Raw genomic sequence first — 14,931 nt, forward strand, 5'->3', positions numbered from 1 at the left:
TTCCTTGGAAGATGAGTATATCCTTTCGCGCTTGGAGAGATGGCCGAGCGGTTGAAGGCGCACGCCTGGAAAGTGTGTATACGGCAACGTATCGAGGGTTCGAATCCCTCTCTCTCCGCCAAGTAAAGACTGCTCCCCTCTTCCTTTCCGCGAATCTTTTTTATGAACGATGAGTTAATTGATTTTTTTAAAAACGCCGAAGATTATTTTTTTAGAGCAATCAGCAAAAAATGCATCGAGTTTCCTAACCAGGCAGTCATTTATCTTACTGGTGTAGAAGCAGAAAGCCTTAATCTTCTTATCTGTAAAGAAAATATCAGCGACAGTAAAACAATTTTCACAAAATCTGCCCAGATTTTTTTTAAGCCAAGCCTTACCCTGGACAATTGCTGTTTGCGAGCAGTCTTTTAATGAGCGTTTGCAAAACAGTCTCGAAACAATTGGTTTTGGATATCGCGAAGAAGGGGTAGCCATGTTCGCTGAATTACAGCAAAGTCTCAAATTACCCCCAGCGCCAGATTTATTAATTAAAGAGACCGATAAAAATCTAACCGATTGGATGTTGCCCTTAGTAGAAGCATTTGAATCAGCCTATGATATTTGTACTCAATACAAAGAGGCCCATAAGAACGCCTTGCTTAATGGAGCCAAACTTGCTCACTTTTGTCTCTATGAAAATGACAAACCTGTATCAGCATTAACCCTCTCCAAAAATAAAAATCTTATACGGATTGATGACGTAGGTACTTTGCCCGCGCACCAACGAAAAGGCTATGCCAGCTATCTAATTAGTTACGCGTTGGAGCAAGCAAGACTTTCCGGCGCCAAATTTTGTTTTCTGGAAGCCTCTGAAGCAGGCTTATCGGTTTATGAAAAACTTGGTTTTCAACCCTTATTTAAAAGACAATATATGGGGGAAACAGAGAGTAAAATTCTATCTTGATTATATCATTTGAAGCGAATAGCTATTGTGGCCCTGTAATTCGCCATCCTGTTTAAAGGACCACAATAGCTGTAGATTCAGGTCCTTGGTGCATCAAGTACCGCATAAGTTTCTTCACGTTGCTCATGGGTTGGATTATTCAATCTGGTGTTTGCAACTTTAAAGAAAGTTCCTGCAGCAGAAAAAAATGAATTCGTTGTGACATAATCATTGCTTGCTGCACGCAAAGTATAGAGGAGCGAAGCTGTGAAGGAAGGCGCTTCTCCTATTGCATCATAAATAATTTTTCGTGTGTTATCATCACAGGTTTCCACGACTCTTTCAAAATCACTTGCGGCTTCTATACGCTCTGCTGTTGACTTGCTTGAATCATGCATTTCTCTATGCAAAGTAATCAGTCTGTCGTATATTTCAGTTCGCATTTACATCTCCCATTACAAATTAAAAATCTATTGCTCATTTTGCTTTAAAAAATTACAACTGGATGTTATCGATTGTTCTAAAAAAAATCAAATAAATAAATTCTTTAGGAGTGGCAGGACCAAACTTCTTCTTAAGCCTGGCGCGGCAGCAGGGAATAAAAAATTGTCGCCAATTGCCTAAAATAGGCTGTATCAAGACCATCTTCCAAATTCCATATCCAGGAAAGAATGGCTTGTACAAAACACCATTTGTATATCCGCTGTCTATCCAATTCAAGCAAGGCAGCCATCATCTCAATACGATTTTGTAAAATAGCTAATGCTTTTTCAGAGTCAAGTAACTCTGGTATTGGATTGCGAATAAACGTTGTCACTTCGTAAGCTTGTTCACCCAAGACACCTTTGGGATCGATAAGTAACCAATCTTCTCCATGGGCAAGGATATTGTCATGATGAAGATCGCCATGAAGTAATCTGGTTTCATTTCTGGTCTTAAGAAGAGATTCTTTTAGCTCACGAGCTTCTTTTAGATAAACAGCGGGAATGTCCCACTCTTTATCCAAAGCAGCAAGCCATTCATCGATTGAAGGGAAAACGCCCTCTTGTGGACGTGGAGCCTGATGTAATTTTTTCATAGATTTACAAGCAATTTTAATGGCCTCCTCTTCCCTCTCCGGCCAGTAACTTTTTAATGAATGACCTGGAACCGCACATTCAAGCAGCAAGGCATCATTCATTTGATCTAACAAGGCAACAACACCAAATCCTGCAAAAGCCTTTAAAGCTATCGCCTCTTTATTTAAGGTTTTATTATCCGGAGTTAGCTTTAAAACGACTGCCTTGTTATTTTGCAAACCACTAAGCACATAATGGTAAGAATGATTACCCAGTGATTTTAGCGCGCTAATCTGCCAAAATTCTTCCTTGCTTTCTATGATTTGAGGTAAATTCTCAAGCCACTGCTTTCCTTTCGCCCCATACAGGCTAATGATGTTCTGTACAAATAGTTTGTCCATTTCGCTTCTCAACAGGCCTATTCTTCCATTTTCAGATCTGTTACTATGCAGAAGTTGTAAAGTTTATGCAACAGGACACCCAATAACATGAATATTATTTCTCAATAAAATTTTAAATGCCCAGAAACATGGTTTTCTGGATTTGCTTTAAATATTGAGAGTACTATTATGCATAAACCCCTTCGTATTAACAGACTTACTCTGTCTTTCCCTCAAAAAACCTGCTTTCAAGATTTCACCACTGACATACGACATGGTTCGCGCATCGCTATCATGGGCCAAAATGGCAGTGGCAAATCTTCCTTGCTCAAACTGTTATCAGGAGAAATGGATTCTTACGAAGGCGAGGTAAAACATCCCGCTGATCTTGTTTTAGCGTATGTTCCTCAAATGGTTGCTGACTACCGCACCCAGCTCAGCGGTGGCCAAGCTTTTAATAGGGCGCTAAGTAAAGCCTTAAGCCGCTCGCCCAACCTGCTGTTGTTGGATGAACCAACCAATCATCTGGATAAGATCAATCGTCGAGCACTTTTTAAATTGCTAGATAATTACAGAGAAACCTTGATCATTGTTTCGCATGCTCCGCAATTACTCCGCCAAATTGTCGATACCTTATGGCACATAGATAATGGTCGAATTCGCATTTTCGCAGGTAATTATGAGGATTATTGCCGTGAATTGGCAATTCAAGATCAAGTAATTTCAAAAGCCATTTCACAGCTTGGACTAGAACAAAAAAAAACGCATCACAAGCTTATGAAGGAACAAGAACGTGCCAAAAAACGTAAAATTTATGGTGAAAATAAATACGATGGTGATAAATTAGCCTTGCGTAGTGCTCAGGGGCGCGGACAAGCTACTGCCAATAAGAATAAAAAAAGCCTTGCTGCTGAAAAAAAATCGTTAGTTAATCAACTCGCTCAATTCAAGCGTCCAGACATTATTAAACCACAATTCATTCTTCGAGCAGGGCAAGTAAATTCAAACACTTTATTATCAATTCGAGATGGTGCGGTCGGTTATGATAAACCCATTATTGAGGCGATTAATTTTTCACTACAAGGCAATGAGCGAATTGCGATAGCAGGAAGAAATGGTAGTGGTAAAACCACTTTCATTAAAGCGATTGTGCAAGCCAACCTAAGGAGATCAGGCGATTGGCATACACCAAGGCTGGAAGATATAGGTTATATTGAACAGTTTTATGCTACCCTCTCTAATCACCACACTGCTTTTATAACGATTCAAGCGTTAAAATCAAATTGGACTACCCAAGAAATCAGAGAGCACTTAAACCGTTTTCTGTTTCGTAAAAATGAAGAAATCAATACGCTGGTTTGCGATTTATCGGGTGGTGAGAAAGCAAGATTATGCTTGGCTCAAATTGCAGCCTCACCCCCAAAACTTCTTGTTTTGGATGAGTTATGTAATAACCTTGATTTAGTAACAAGAGAACATATCATACAAATATTAAAAGAATTTCCAGCAGCAATATTAGCTATCTCTCATGATGAAGATTTTTTGTCAGCCATAGGGATAGACCGTTTTTATCAGATCGAAAATAGCCTTATGTGGCCACTAAACAATTTGTAAGGAGAAAATAATGACAAGCAAAGGTATTCAAGCGAGTGATATCATCCCTGATGGTGCTGATTTTGCTCAAATAAATGGAGTACAAGTAAGAAAAGGGAGTGTTGGCGCTTTTTTAGCGAATATCAATTTACTGGAAAATTCCTCGACAACCAAAGAGAAAGAAGATGCCTTGCACGTACTTCAAGAGTTGGCGCCAACAATCATCGCCATAGGACTGCAGAAGCATGTTACCTTCAAGAATAAGCAAGTAGAGGATCTATTGCAGCAAGCAAAAAAAATTTAAGTTATCGGGATATTGAAAAAATGATGCCCACAATCCGTGGGCGAACCATGAACTGATTCGGTGATGAGGTTTTCACAAGGGTTCGATCGGACTTTTACGCCAGAACAGGCCAAGTGCAATGATAAAAGGCATTTGGATGAGATGGCTATTCTAGTAAATCATTCTAGTAACTACTTTAAAAAGAACACGAGCAGGAGATGCTTTCTAATTTATCACCCCTACCCCACATTCTCCTTGGTAACGCGCTGTTGCCATTGCTTGTACGACAAGCGATATAAAACATGTTGTGACAAAGGATGATCAAGCGGTAAATTCGGATGAATAAAATCATTCTCTGGGTGATGAATTAGCCCTATTTTTTCCATGACGCGCCGTGAACGCTGATTATGCATCGTAGTAAAAGAAACTATCTCATCTAATTTGAAATGACGAAAACCATAAGCTAAAACAGCTTTTGCTCCTTCAGTCGCCAAACCCTGCCTCCAATAAGGCTGTGCAAGACGCCAACCAATTTCTACACAAGGGGTAAAAGGAGCAGAAAAAGTAGGGGTACTTAAACCGATAAATCCTATGAAAGTGTTTGTTTCTTTCAGTTCCGCAGCCCATAAACCAAACCCATGCAGACAAATATGAGTTTCAATGCGCTTAACCAATGCCGCTGTTTCTTGTACTGTTAACGTATTAGGAAAATACCTCATCACCTCTTCGTCAGCGTTCATTTTTGCAAAAGGCAACAAGTCTGACTCTTGCCAGGTTCTTAATAAAGTCCGTTCGGTCGATACGATTTGCATTAGTCACTCGCTCCTGATTTGCAGGGATAAATCAAAAATATAGGACTTATTTTGTGGCGACAATTGCGCAGCAAAACGCTAAAAAATCTAACAAATAGGTTGGATTTATTCGCTAATTAATTATCAAGTAAATTATGCTAAAAATAAATCTTGCCTTCTCAGCTTTTTTCTTATAAAAATCTCTTTTTATTGTTATGTTCCATAGAAATTTATGGACAAAATAGAAAATTATTGTACAATTTTCCAGCCAATTAATGCTTCACTTTTTGAGAGAGACTATACAGCTAGTGATTAATCATCAAGACAATCATCAAGCCCCAATCAGTGATGGTGGGTATAGGCGCGGTTTAAAAGATCGCCATGTGCAACTCATCGCCTTAGGTGGGATTATCGGATCTGGATATTTTTTGGGCACTGGGGAGGTTGTTAACCTGGTTGGCCCTTCAGTATTCCTAGCCTATATATTAGGTGGTTTGATTATTTATCTCACCATGTTATGTATGGGGGAATTGGCTGTTGCTATCCCAATCTCTGGTTCTTTTATAACTTACACGGCTGATTTCATCTCTCCTACCATAGCCTGTGGTGTAGGGTGGTCTTATTGGATTAGCTGGGTCGCTTATATTCCCGCCGAATGTATTGCAGGTGGCATTATCATGCAGCATTTTACCGGTATAAATGGTTACGTCTGGGCTGTCTGCTTTGGCTTGTTAATTACCTATATCAATATCGCCAAAGTAGGTACCTTTGGTGAAATTGAATTTTGGCTGGCTTTAATTAAAATTCTGGCACTGATGGGCTTCGTTATACTCGCCACTCTCATTTTTTTAGGCATTATTCATGGCCCACAACCCGCTGGCATTATTGGTACAAAATTTATTTTTGACCAAGGAGGACTATTCCCTAATGGCAAGATGGCCCTATTAACAGCGATGGTACTTTTATTAGTCAATTACCAAGGCTCAGAAATTATCGGACTAGCCGCCGGCGAGTCGGTTAACCCAGCTCGCATGATTCCTCGTGCTATTCGAAACGTGACATTTAGAATTCTTTTCATTTACATTATCCCAGTCTTTTGCCTGGTATTGATTTTCCCCTGGCAAAAAGCCGGTCTTGCTAATTCTGTTTTTGCCGACGCCCTAAATTTCTATGGGCTACGCTGGGCTGGTGCAGTGACCAGTTTTGTAACACTTACAGCAACACTCTCCTGCTCCAACTCTGGGGTCTACGGCATAGTCCGTTCACTAAATGCACTGGCTCGTAATGGTATGGCACCGCATAAATTGAGCTTACTTAATCATAATGCTGTACCGCAAAATGCAGGTATCGTTACTTTGATTGCCATCTGGTTATTACTTGCTGCTGGTTATTTCTTTGGTCAGTCCATGCTTTATATTGCTCTATTGCTTGTTTCGGGCTTTACTGGTGCCATCGCATGGATATCGCTCTGCTGGGCTCAAATTAACTTCCGCAGACGTTTGTACCAAGCAGGCTATACTACAGATGATTTAAGTTATAGAACCCCAGGCTCACCTTATACCGGTATTGCCGCTATTATATTGATGGTTGGCTGTTTAATCTTCTTATTATTAAATAAAGATCCAACCTATAAAATCGCTTTTACCATGGGCTTTATCAGCTTTGTTGGCCCCATTTTAATCTATAAAATAGGTGGTTTCTCCAAGCGCCATCCTATTGCTATGGAAATCAATAAACATCTGCAATTTAAAGATATCTTTCCTGATCGCAAAGAAAAGACACAAAAAGCAGAGTAGTTTCCTCTACTGAACCTGATACACTTTGCCTGTTTGTAAGCCCTCAACACTTTTGCTGTAAGCAAGTGCTACCTGGGCTGCGCTGACAGGCATATACCCCCTGAAATACGCTGCATAATGCTTCATAGCCTCAGTAATCACAGTAGGACTAATGCAATTGATACGTTGTTTTTTGGGCATTTCCAACGCGGCAGCAATTACAAACGAATTCAAAGCACCATTAACCATTGAAGCAGAACAACCATAGCGAATTGGATCATGGCTTAAAATCCCACTGGTTAAAGTAAACGAGCCACCCTCATTAAGGTAGTTTCTACCAATTAATACGGTATTGACCTGCCCCATCAATTTGTCTTGTAAACCGATATTGAACTCATCGCCATTCATTTGCATAAAATCGCCAAAATGTACTTTGCCTGTAGTAAGCACCACCGCATCAACCTGCTTAATTTTTTTAAACATCGCTTCAATTGAGTTTTTATCAGTAATATCCACCTGGATATCACCACTTTTATAGCCAGCTTTAATGATCTCGTGGCGTAAGTGTAATTCTTCCACTACCGCCCTTCCTATCGTCCCGGATGCACCAATAACAATAATTCTCATAAGTACCCCCCTTGATTAATAAATCATTTTAAGCCATCGCAAAACTTGTGCTACTATTTTTCTAATAATTTGATGAACCTATTTTTACAACAGATGATAAACGAGTGTTAATCATCAAGAAAGATGGAGAACATCCATGCTAGATCATGTCGGTTTACAAGTTTCTGATATCAAACGCAGTAAAGAATTTTATCTTAACGTGTTAAAACCTCTGGGATATGAATTATTTATGGAATGGGAAGAGTGGGCAGGCTTCTCCATTCATGGTCAACCTGAATTGTGGCTTAAACAAGGCATCCAGACAACCCCCATTATTCACCTTGCTTTTCGTGCCCAAACCCGAAAAATGGTTGATGCTTTTTATAAGACTGCACTTGCTGCTGGAGGAAGAGATAACGGTTCTCCCGGGGTGAGAGAAATTTATCATCCAAACTATTACGCTGCTTATATATTGGATCTTGATGGACATAATATAGAAGCTGTCTGCCGTGAGGCTTAAATAGCTTCTAAATACTTAAAGTTCACAGTTCTTGTATTTATTACCCAAATAGAGCTTACACAGCGTCTCCATCTCTCCTGTATCTTGCATAATCACAATCATTTGATCCATGATATTTCTAATTGGGCTATTCTGCGTATAAGCAAAAGCAAGTTCATCGCTACTGAATTTAAAACTAGATACCGTTAGATCTTTAAAATTTGAAGCATCAATCACCATGGATAAAACTAACGAATCTTCAACTATCCCAAAAACTTCCTGGCTCTGTAAAGCGTCTATTGCCGCCACTAAATCGACTTGCGGTACCGGATCAGCATTAATCGCTTTAATGTATTTAATATACATTTCACCTTTTACATAAGCTAATTTTTTGCCCCTTAAATCACTAACATCATGAACTGGTTCGCTTGCGCTAACTATTTTCGCTGTCATATAGGCCGTATAGGTAGAGGTTACAACCAAATAAAAGGATAAAGCCACTATAAACCAAAATGTAATCGCAACCCGCGCAGCCGTTGTTGTGGGCCTGAAAAACATTCCTCCCTTAAGAAAATGTGAGATAAACACCCAAAGAGAGAAAAACGTTCCTTTAAAATACCCCTTTGGCATTTCTTCATTTGTTGATTTTTCAGCAAACCAGATAAGGTTTGAAATAAGAAAAAATCCTAGAATAATCAAGCCAACTATTAGTAAAGGTATTGTCTCAAACAGATTGTAAAGCGTTTCAAGCGCCGATACGGAATGGGTGTTAAAGGCAAGCCTTACCTCACTAAGAAAAAAAGGCCTACCATAATCAACTCGGACTATACGTTCACTGGTAACCGAAATAGGTCCAATGAGCAGGTCAAATTTTTTTGCGGCAACAGCATCAATTGCTGCATCAATATCTTCACCAACCAGGGTGATTTGATAATGCCAGTGCTGAGTTTCAGCAACAAATTTAAAAATATCAACCGCCAAACCAGTCAATAATCGATCTTTAGAAATAACAAACGGAGCTTCATTAACAGCAGCAACACGTATTGGGCGTTGGACACTTCCTAATGGCGCTGCCGCATAAGCATTGCAAGTATCGAATAAGCAAAAAAATCCCCACAGACTGACTAGCAGGATGAATTTTTTTGAATAGCCATTGATAACTAACAAGTTTTTCTCCTAGTGCATCTCTACTAAGTTTAGCACTAGTAAGAACATCAAACTGAATAATCACATTAATATCTCTCTAGATTGTTCCCGCCTGGAATTAGTTGTTCTTTGGATGTAACCAAAATACCAATTTATTCCGCGCGGGAATTTCCCTGTTTCTTTCAAGAGGTGAATCAAGTTACCGTACGGAACAACGAAAACAAGCTACGATTCAATCCGCTAACAAGATTCAAAAAATACAACTGAGAGCCCATTTACGCTGCCCATCTTCCAAGGCGTTGATCAACTCCTCCAAAAAAGTTGAGAGAGATAACTTCGATAAATTAGTGTAACTTTCGACCATTTTCCACCTTGGGATCTGCAGTAATCAAGCAAATAGCACCGTCTGCATCAGAAAAACCAAGTAACAAAAATTGTGAGATGAAACCAGCAATATTTTTTTCACCCAAATTCACACAACCAACTACCAATCTGCCTATTAAAGATTCCGGCGTATAGTGAGCAGTAACTTGTGCTGAAGTTTGCAAAATACCAATTTCAGGGCCAAAATCAACCCAAACTTTATAGGCCGGCTTTTTAGCGCGTGAAAACTCTTTAACCTCTACTACTGTACCCGAACGCAAATCAACTCGAGCAAAATCATCATAGCTTATGGTCATTTCCTTTCCTTATTGATTAAGGCAACAAGCCTGAGGGGGGCCTCTGTACCTTGCAAAAGTTTAAGTGGTAAAGCAAGAATATAACTTCCTACAGCAGGTAATTTCACAGCATTAGCTACATTCTCAATAAGGTATTTACCTGCCCCTAAGAATAATTGATGAACTGGATAACCGGCACCAGGCCGATCCGGCGACAAGGTATCAATACCAAGTCCCACAATTTCTCTCTCCAAAAGCAACTCTGCTGCCTCTTGCGCAATAAAGGGATAATTATAGTTATTATGGTATTTCTCCGGCTCCAGCCAATATTGATCCCAACCCGTATAAATAATCACAAAAGAGTGAGTTTCGATTTTTCCGTATCTGGATTCAAAATTCATAACATCTTCTACAACGACCTTATAATCAGCGTTTATTTTTTGTGAAACGTCAATAACCACTGCTGGAGCGAGCAAATCATTTAAATCAAGCTCTGCTACCGATTTGCCGCCTTTTATGCAATGAGCAGGGGCATCAATATGAGTCCCAATCCCCGCATGCATAATTAGATGCTGCACTCGAAATGGTAGGCCAGTATCACAATCTTGATAATCAATTACGTTATGATATTGAAAACCGCAGGTCTTATCCCAGGAAGGACAGTCAGAAGTCAAACCATGAGTTAAATCGATAATCGAATAAGGAAAATTCATTGAAATAAACTATAAACCATCCGTATTTCATCATAAATGAGAGAAATCCTCATCGACAAGTACTTCATAAAAAATCTTTTAGAGAGAAAAAACTGCCCAATCTAATGGCTTAATTAACTACTGCCCCTTTTTCTACCTGTGAATTAAATTCCGGCACTAAACTCTTTAGTAAAACATAAAGCTCTTCATTATGATGCATAGCACAAGCCGTATTTAACAACCGAATTGTTTGGATCAACTCATGCCATTCCAGCTGACGAAACTTGGCTTTAAATAACTTCTCATGCTCCGTGGGAGCCAATTGTTCGGACACATGAAAAAGTTCTTCAAATAATTTTTCGCCAGGCCTTAGCCCTGTATATTCTATGGCTATATCTTTACCAGGCTCCTTGCCAGCCAAACGAATCATTTGTTCAGCGAGATAGCTGATTTTAATCGGTTCCCCCATATCCAATACAAAGATTTCCCCCCCGTGGCCATTAACCATTGCCTGTAAAATTAACTGACAAGCTTCTGGTATAGTCATGAAATAACGCTGAATGTCGGGGTGGGTGACTGTTAATGGTCCACCAGCCTGCAATTGCTTTTGAAATAAGGGTACTACACTACCGGCAGAGCCCAAGACGTTACCAAACCGTACAGTGATGAATTGGGTATCAACCCGTTCATTCAAATTCTGACAATAAATTTCAGCAACTCGTTTGGTCGTTCCCATGACATTCGCCGGATTCACAGCCTTATCTGTAGAAATCAAAATAAATTTTTCTACTCCAACGGCTACACTCGCCTCTGCTACGATTTGGGTCCCTAAAACATTATTCTGTATAGCGACACGAATTTGATCCTCAAGCATAGGCACATGTTTATAAGCCGCTGCATGAAACACGATTTGTGGTTTAAATTGGTCGAATAAATAGTCAATTGCTACTTTATCAGTGACAGATACTAATCCTAACTCAAGGGGTATCAGAGGAAAACTCTTGTTCAACTCCTGCTCTATCTTGTATAAATTAAACTCAGAATTCTCTACAATTAATAACTTGCCGGGTTGAAGCGCCATGATCTGACGGCATAATTCAGAACCAATCGAGCCCCCGCCTCCAGTCACAATAACGCGTTTATTTTTGATGTTGGCAGCAATTTTATCCCATTGTAACTGGACCTGATCACGCCCTAATAAATCCTCGATGTTAACATCTCGAAGGGCATTTACTTCTACACGCCCTGCCACCAAAGCAGGGATGCTGGGTAAGGTACGAAATGGCACATTTGACTTTTCACAATGACTGACTATACGTCGCATCGCTGCAGAGCCTGCTGAAGGAATAGCAATAAAAATCAGATCGACATGATGTTGTATAACTAAATCGAGCAAATCGCGAGAAGTACCTAATACTCTGATTCCATGTACCTCTAGTCCTCTTTTGCCAAGGTTGTCATCGACAAAACCAACTGGCTGATAAGACTGTGTGCGTTTGAGATCACGCACCAAACTTTCACCTGCTCGACCTGCCCCAATAATCAATACACGCTTAATTTCACTAACCTGCCCTTCCCTACCCCGCTTATCCCAGAGAGAACGCATTAATAGTCTGCCGCTACAAAGCAGTGTTATTAAAATCATGTTGTACAAAGGAAATACTGAGCGAGGAATATGTTGCAGAAGGGAGGCTAAATAAAAAACGGGTATAGAGAGTATTGTTGCACAGACTGTAGCCTTAATAATTCTTGCTACATCATTTAAAGAGGAAAAACGCCATAAACCACGGTAAACCCGAAAATAATAATAACAGGTTATTTGCATCGTCATTAAAGTCAGTAATGCGAAAAGAGAATAAACCGTAACAAGGCTGCTGGGAAAGGGCTGCATATTATATCGAAGCCAATAAGCAAAGTACCAGGCAACTGGAATTGCTATTACATCAAAAGCAATAACAGGTAATTTCTTGTAGAGTTTCAGAAAAAAAGTACCAATATTCTGCATAATTGTAAAAAATTCCTTTCTTGGTAGAGCTGCACAAAATTTGTCAATCAATGGCAACGGCTATATTACTACAGCTTTAATTTAATAGGGTATAAATTTCATACCGATAAGAAGAATCCAAGTCTTTAACTTGGTATATTGTGCGAAATTGATATAATTTGTTCTTTTTTAGCTCTCTGCGCAAGCAATAATCAGTTGGTGTATAAATAACTCTTCCACTCGCCATTAATGAGGTTAAAATAATCGCTTCGGGCTTAATGAGAAATGCGTCCTGGCACATACGATTATACCTCTCCTGGTGTGATATCTTCGTCATTTTTTTGTTATTCAAGCAATAGGAATCAATAAAACGTAAGGGGCTAAGATAGGGAATCATCCCGCTATCAGCAAGCAATACCTGGCTGTCCTGAGTGACATTATTCGTTAACCAATCTACGACCTTCTGCCGCAAATGCTCCCCTGCTTGCGGATTGATAGCAAAATAACGGTAATTGGACAAACTCATCGATGGAATAAAAACAAACGCAACAAGAAGCGCACAAAATACAAGACTTGTATAATAAATTTCATCTTCTTTTTGTAAGAAATAACGCAATATATAAGTCATTCCCAAAAGAGACAGGGGCAGAAGTAGAATAAAAACAGGCAAAAATAAGCGATTAAAGAAAGCAACAATGGGATCCGCACCAATTAATAGAGTCAGATACAAAATACTTGGTGTCCACAAAAAATAATGACGCCTGTCTTTTGCAAAAAAAATCGCAGGCAGAGCTAATAACAAAAAAGGCAAAATTAAACCTAAATAACTTTCATCAAGATTAAACGCAGAAAAGTCGTTGAATCCTTTGCAATAAACGGCATTGGGAAATAACCTGCCATAGTAGTACCAACGCCAGATGAAATAAGGTAAAAAAAGGATGAGAAAGGTGCTACAACTCCACAACAGATTCCTATAATACGTTTTGTTCTTTTCATTACCACTATCAAACAAGGCTATGAAGCTCAAAAGCAATACCAAAGCCGGCGCTTCAGGCCTGGTCATTGCTGATAGGGCAAATAACAAACCCGTTAACAAGAAATAAACTTTGTTTGATTTTTTTCTTTGCTGAGGATAAAAATCGTAGCCCATACCGCGTAACAGGGAAAATAGGGAAAAAACGAGCAAAGCCTGATATACAGTCGTTTCCAGGCCGCTGACAGACCATATTATTTGACCCCGGTATATTAACATCCATAGACAGGGAATAAAGGCAAGCCAAGCAGAAAACCATAAGCGCGAAAGAAAATAAACGCCCGCTGTTGCAAAGAAAAGCCCTAAAACACCGGCGCTCTTCAGCACGATAACAGGATCAAGATGTAAATAGAGTGACACTGCCGCCAAAACAACAAAGCTATAGTTAGAATACCCCTCTACAGGTTCCTCTCCGATATTCCATAACAAACCGTACCCATCTGCCCAATGCTTGGCATAACGAAGACTAATGTACATATCATCAATGGTAAAGGGCCAAATCGCTTTTAACTGGAATAAGAGTAGATAAATAAATGATGCAACCAGCAATAGACCAATTAATAACCCTTTCTTATTCATTATTTAAACAACGCAATGAGGGTTAAAATTAGAAAACACAACGAATTAAACCGTGATAAGTTGTCACTTAAAAATAAGGAAACCGGATCATCATTACCACTACTTCGTCTTGTCACCCAGGCAAAACGCCACAGTCCAATAGCAGCAAAAGGTATTGTTAGCAAAAAATAGAACGATTCATCCCGGGCATAAATGGTATAAAGGAGATAGGCTACAAAACAACAGAAAGCGGTACCATTAATCATATAATCCAGTAATCTGGGCGAGTATTTCTTCAGTACTTCTCTGGTTGTATAGGTTAAATCCAGTTGCTTTTCTAAACGTCGCTTGCACAAAGCAATAAACAGACTAATCAAGGTTGCCGTCAAAGTGAGCCACCAAGAAATAGGTAACCCTATACCGATAGTGCCAGCTAAAACACGTAACATAAATCCACTAGCAATACATAACACATCAAGTATAGGCAGATTTTTCAAAGCATGGTTATAAGCGAGGTTTATCAGCAAATATAAACCAAGAAGTGCAGCAAGATTGATTGAAATCAACCCAGCCAACAATAATCCTCCAACCAGTAAGATTGCTAATATACTCAATGCAAAAGGAAGTGATACATTCCCTGAAGCCAAAGGCCTACGGCATTTTTGTGGATGTAATCTATCCTGCTCCCTGTCTTGTATATCATTGTAGATGTAAACGGCGCTAGCAATTAGACAAAATGAGAATGCCGCCAGTAAAGCATCAGGCAGATATTCAAGTGAGCCAGAATAAAAAACGCCAAGTAGCACAAAGGCAGCCTTAGACCAATGAGAAAATCTAAGTAGCATGAAGAATTGTTTTATCGGCGTCATAATTATTGCCTAAACAGCTTTGTGCAATGTTAATTGTTAACTATATCATCAGTTTTTCAATAGGTTAATTAACTTTGCATTTC

The 14,931-nt window shown here is 39.4% G+C and carries 16 protein-coding genes and 1 tRNA gene; 7 read left to right on the forward strand and 10 right to left on the reverse strand.

Annotated elements, in window-relative coordinates; genetic code table 11:
- Positions 1 to 33: 33 nt before the first annotated feature.
- The 3 genes from DYC89_RS09335 to DYC89_RS09345 all read left to right on the forward strand — a co-directional run bounded on the left by DYC89_RS09335 (position 34) and on the right by DYC89_RS09345 (position 943).
- Positions 34 to 121, forward strand: a tRNA-Ser gene (locus DYC89_RS09335).
- A gap of 41 nt (positions 122 to 162) precedes the next feature.
- Positions 163 to 411 (forward strand): hypothetical protein, encoded by a 249-nt coding sequence (locus DYC89_RS09340; protein ID WP_115221538.1) that lies wholly within the window; start codon positions 163 to 165, stop codon positions 409 to 411.
- 7 nt (positions 412 to 418) lie between these two features.
- A complete protein-coding gene (locus DYC89_RS09345; RefSeq protein WP_147285499.1) occupies positions 419 to 943 on the forward strand; it encodes a GNAT family N-acetyltransferase in 525 nt (174 codons plus the stop codon).
- A 77-nt stretch (positions 944 to 1,020) separates the two neighbouring features.
- Here the strand turns inward: DYC89_RS09345 and DYC89_RS09350 are convergent, their stop codons facing one another.
- A complete protein-coding gene (locus DYC89_RS09350; RefSeq protein ID WP_115221540.1) occupies positions 1,021 to 1,365 on the reverse strand; it encodes a hypothetical protein in 345 nt (114 codons plus the stop codon).
- 131 nt (positions 1,366 to 1,496) lie between these two features.
- On the reverse strand, positions 1,497 to 2,381 hold the full coding sequence (locus tag DYC89_RS09355) for an aminoglycoside phosphotransferase family protein (protein ID WP_115221541.1): 885 nt from the start codon (positions 2,379 to 2,381) through the stop codon (positions 1,497 to 1,499).
- Between the two features lie 168 nt (positions 2,382 to 2,549).
- Here DYC89_RS09355 and DYC89_RS09360 point away from each other — a divergent pair, with 168 nt between their 5' ends.
- Together DYC89_RS09360 and DYC89_RS09365 are read left to right on the forward strand one after the other, a co-directional pair.
- Positions 2,550 to 3,974 (forward strand): ATP-binding cassette domain-containing protein, encoded by a 1,425-nt coding sequence (locus tag DYC89_RS09360; protein WP_115221542.1) that lies wholly within the window; start codon positions 2,550 to 2,552, stop codon positions 3,972 to 3,974.
- A gap of 10 nt (positions 3,975 to 3,984) precedes the next feature.
- The gene (locus DYC89_RS09365; RefSeq protein ID WP_115221543.1) at positions 3,985 to 4,257 is read left to right on the forward strand and encodes a hypothetical protein; all 273 of its coding nucleotides are present in this window, start codon (positions 3,985 to 3,987) and stop codon (positions 4,255 to 4,257) included.
- Between the two features lie 218 nt (positions 4,258 to 4,475).
- On the opposite strand, the gene DYC89_RS09370 is transcribed toward DYC89_RS09365, so the two are convergent.
- Complete coding sequence (locus tag DYC89_RS09370; RefSeq protein ID WP_115221544.1) at positions 4,476 to 5,048, reverse strand: GNAT family N-acetyltransferase; 573 nt, start codon at positions 5,046 to 5,048, stop codon at positions 4,476 to 4,478.
- 287 nt (positions 5,049 to 5,335) lie between these two features.
- On the opposite strand from DYC89_RS09370, the gene DYC89_RS09375 reads away from it, so the two are divergent.
- A complete protein-coding gene (locus DYC89_RS09375) occupies positions 5,336 to 6,823 on the forward strand; it encodes an amino acid permease (protein ID WP_115221545.1) in 1,488 nt (495 codons plus the stop codon).
- A 6-nt stretch (positions 6,824 to 6,829) separates the two neighbouring features.
- On the opposite strand, the gene DYC89_RS09380 is transcribed toward DYC89_RS09375, so the two are convergent.
- Positions 6,830 to 7,429: a short chain dehydrogenase gene (locus DYC89_RS09380; protein ID WP_115221546.1), complete on the reverse strand. Its 600-nt coding sequence runs from the start codon at positions 7,427 to 7,429 to the stop codon at positions 6,830 to 6,832.
- A gap of 136 nt (positions 7,430 to 7,565) precedes the next feature.
- Between DYC89_RS09380 and DYC89_RS09385 the strand changes: the two genes are divergently transcribed.
- A complete protein-coding gene (locus tag DYC89_RS09385) occupies positions 7,566 to 7,928 on the forward strand; it encodes a VOC family protein (protein ID WP_115221547.1) in 363 nt (120 codons plus the stop codon).
- Between the two features lie 15 nt (positions 7,929 to 7,943).
- Here the strand turns inward: DYC89_RS09385 and DYC89_RS09390 are convergent, their stop codons facing one another.
- The 6 genes from DYC89_RS09390 to DYC89_RS09415 form a co-directional block, all read right to left on the reverse strand.
- Complete coding sequence (locus tag DYC89_RS09390; RefSeq protein WP_115221548.1) at positions 7,944 to 9,074, reverse strand: transporter substrate-binding domain-containing protein; 1,131 nt, start codon at positions 9,072 to 9,074, stop codon at positions 7,944 to 7,946.
- A 323-nt stretch (positions 9,075 to 9,397) separates the two neighbouring features.
- Positions 9,398 to 9,733 (reverse strand): tRNA-binding protein, encoded by a 336-nt coding sequence (locus tag DYC89_RS09395; RefSeq protein ID WP_058443384.1) that lies wholly within the window; start codon positions 9,731 to 9,733, stop codon positions 9,398 to 9,400.
- Positions 9,730 to 10,425 carry a cyclase family protein gene (locus tag DYC89_RS09400; RefSeq protein WP_115221549.1) on the reverse strand — a complete coding sequence of 232 codons (696 nt, stop codon included), beginning with the start codon at positions 10,423 to 10,425 and terminating at the stop codon, positions 9,730 to 9,732. Before DYC89_RS09400 ends, DYC89_RS09395 begins: the two co-directional genes overlap by 4 nt.
- 109 nt (positions 10,426 to 10,534) lie before the next feature.
- A complete protein-coding gene (locus DYC89_RS09405) occupies positions 10,535 to 12,409 on the reverse strand; it encodes a polysaccharide biosynthesis protein (RefSeq protein WP_115221550.1) in 1,875 nt (624 codons plus the stop codon).
- Positions 12,410 to 12,485: 76 nt separating this feature from the next.
- Complete coding sequence (locus DYC89_RS09410) at positions 12,486 to 14,000, reverse strand: protein LphB (protein ID WP_115221551.1); 1,515 nt, start codon at positions 13,998 to 14,000, stop codon at positions 12,486 to 12,488.
- Positions 14,000 to 14,848: a decaprenyl-phosphate phosphoribosyltransferase gene (locus DYC89_RS09415; RefSeq protein ID WP_181879363.1), complete on the reverse strand. Its 849-nt coding sequence runs from the start codon at positions 14,846 to 14,848 to the stop codon at positions 14,000 to 14,002. The genes DYC89_RS09410 and DYC89_RS09415 overlap by 1 nt, the downstream gene beginning before the upstream one ends.
- Between the last annotated feature and the right edge of the window lie 83 nt (positions 14,849 to 14,931).

This window comes from Legionella donaldsonii (assembly GCF_900452385.1).
Taxonomy (GTDB): Bacteria; Pseudomonadota; Gammaproteobacteria; order Legionellales; family Legionellaceae; genus Tatlockia; species Tatlockia donaldsonii.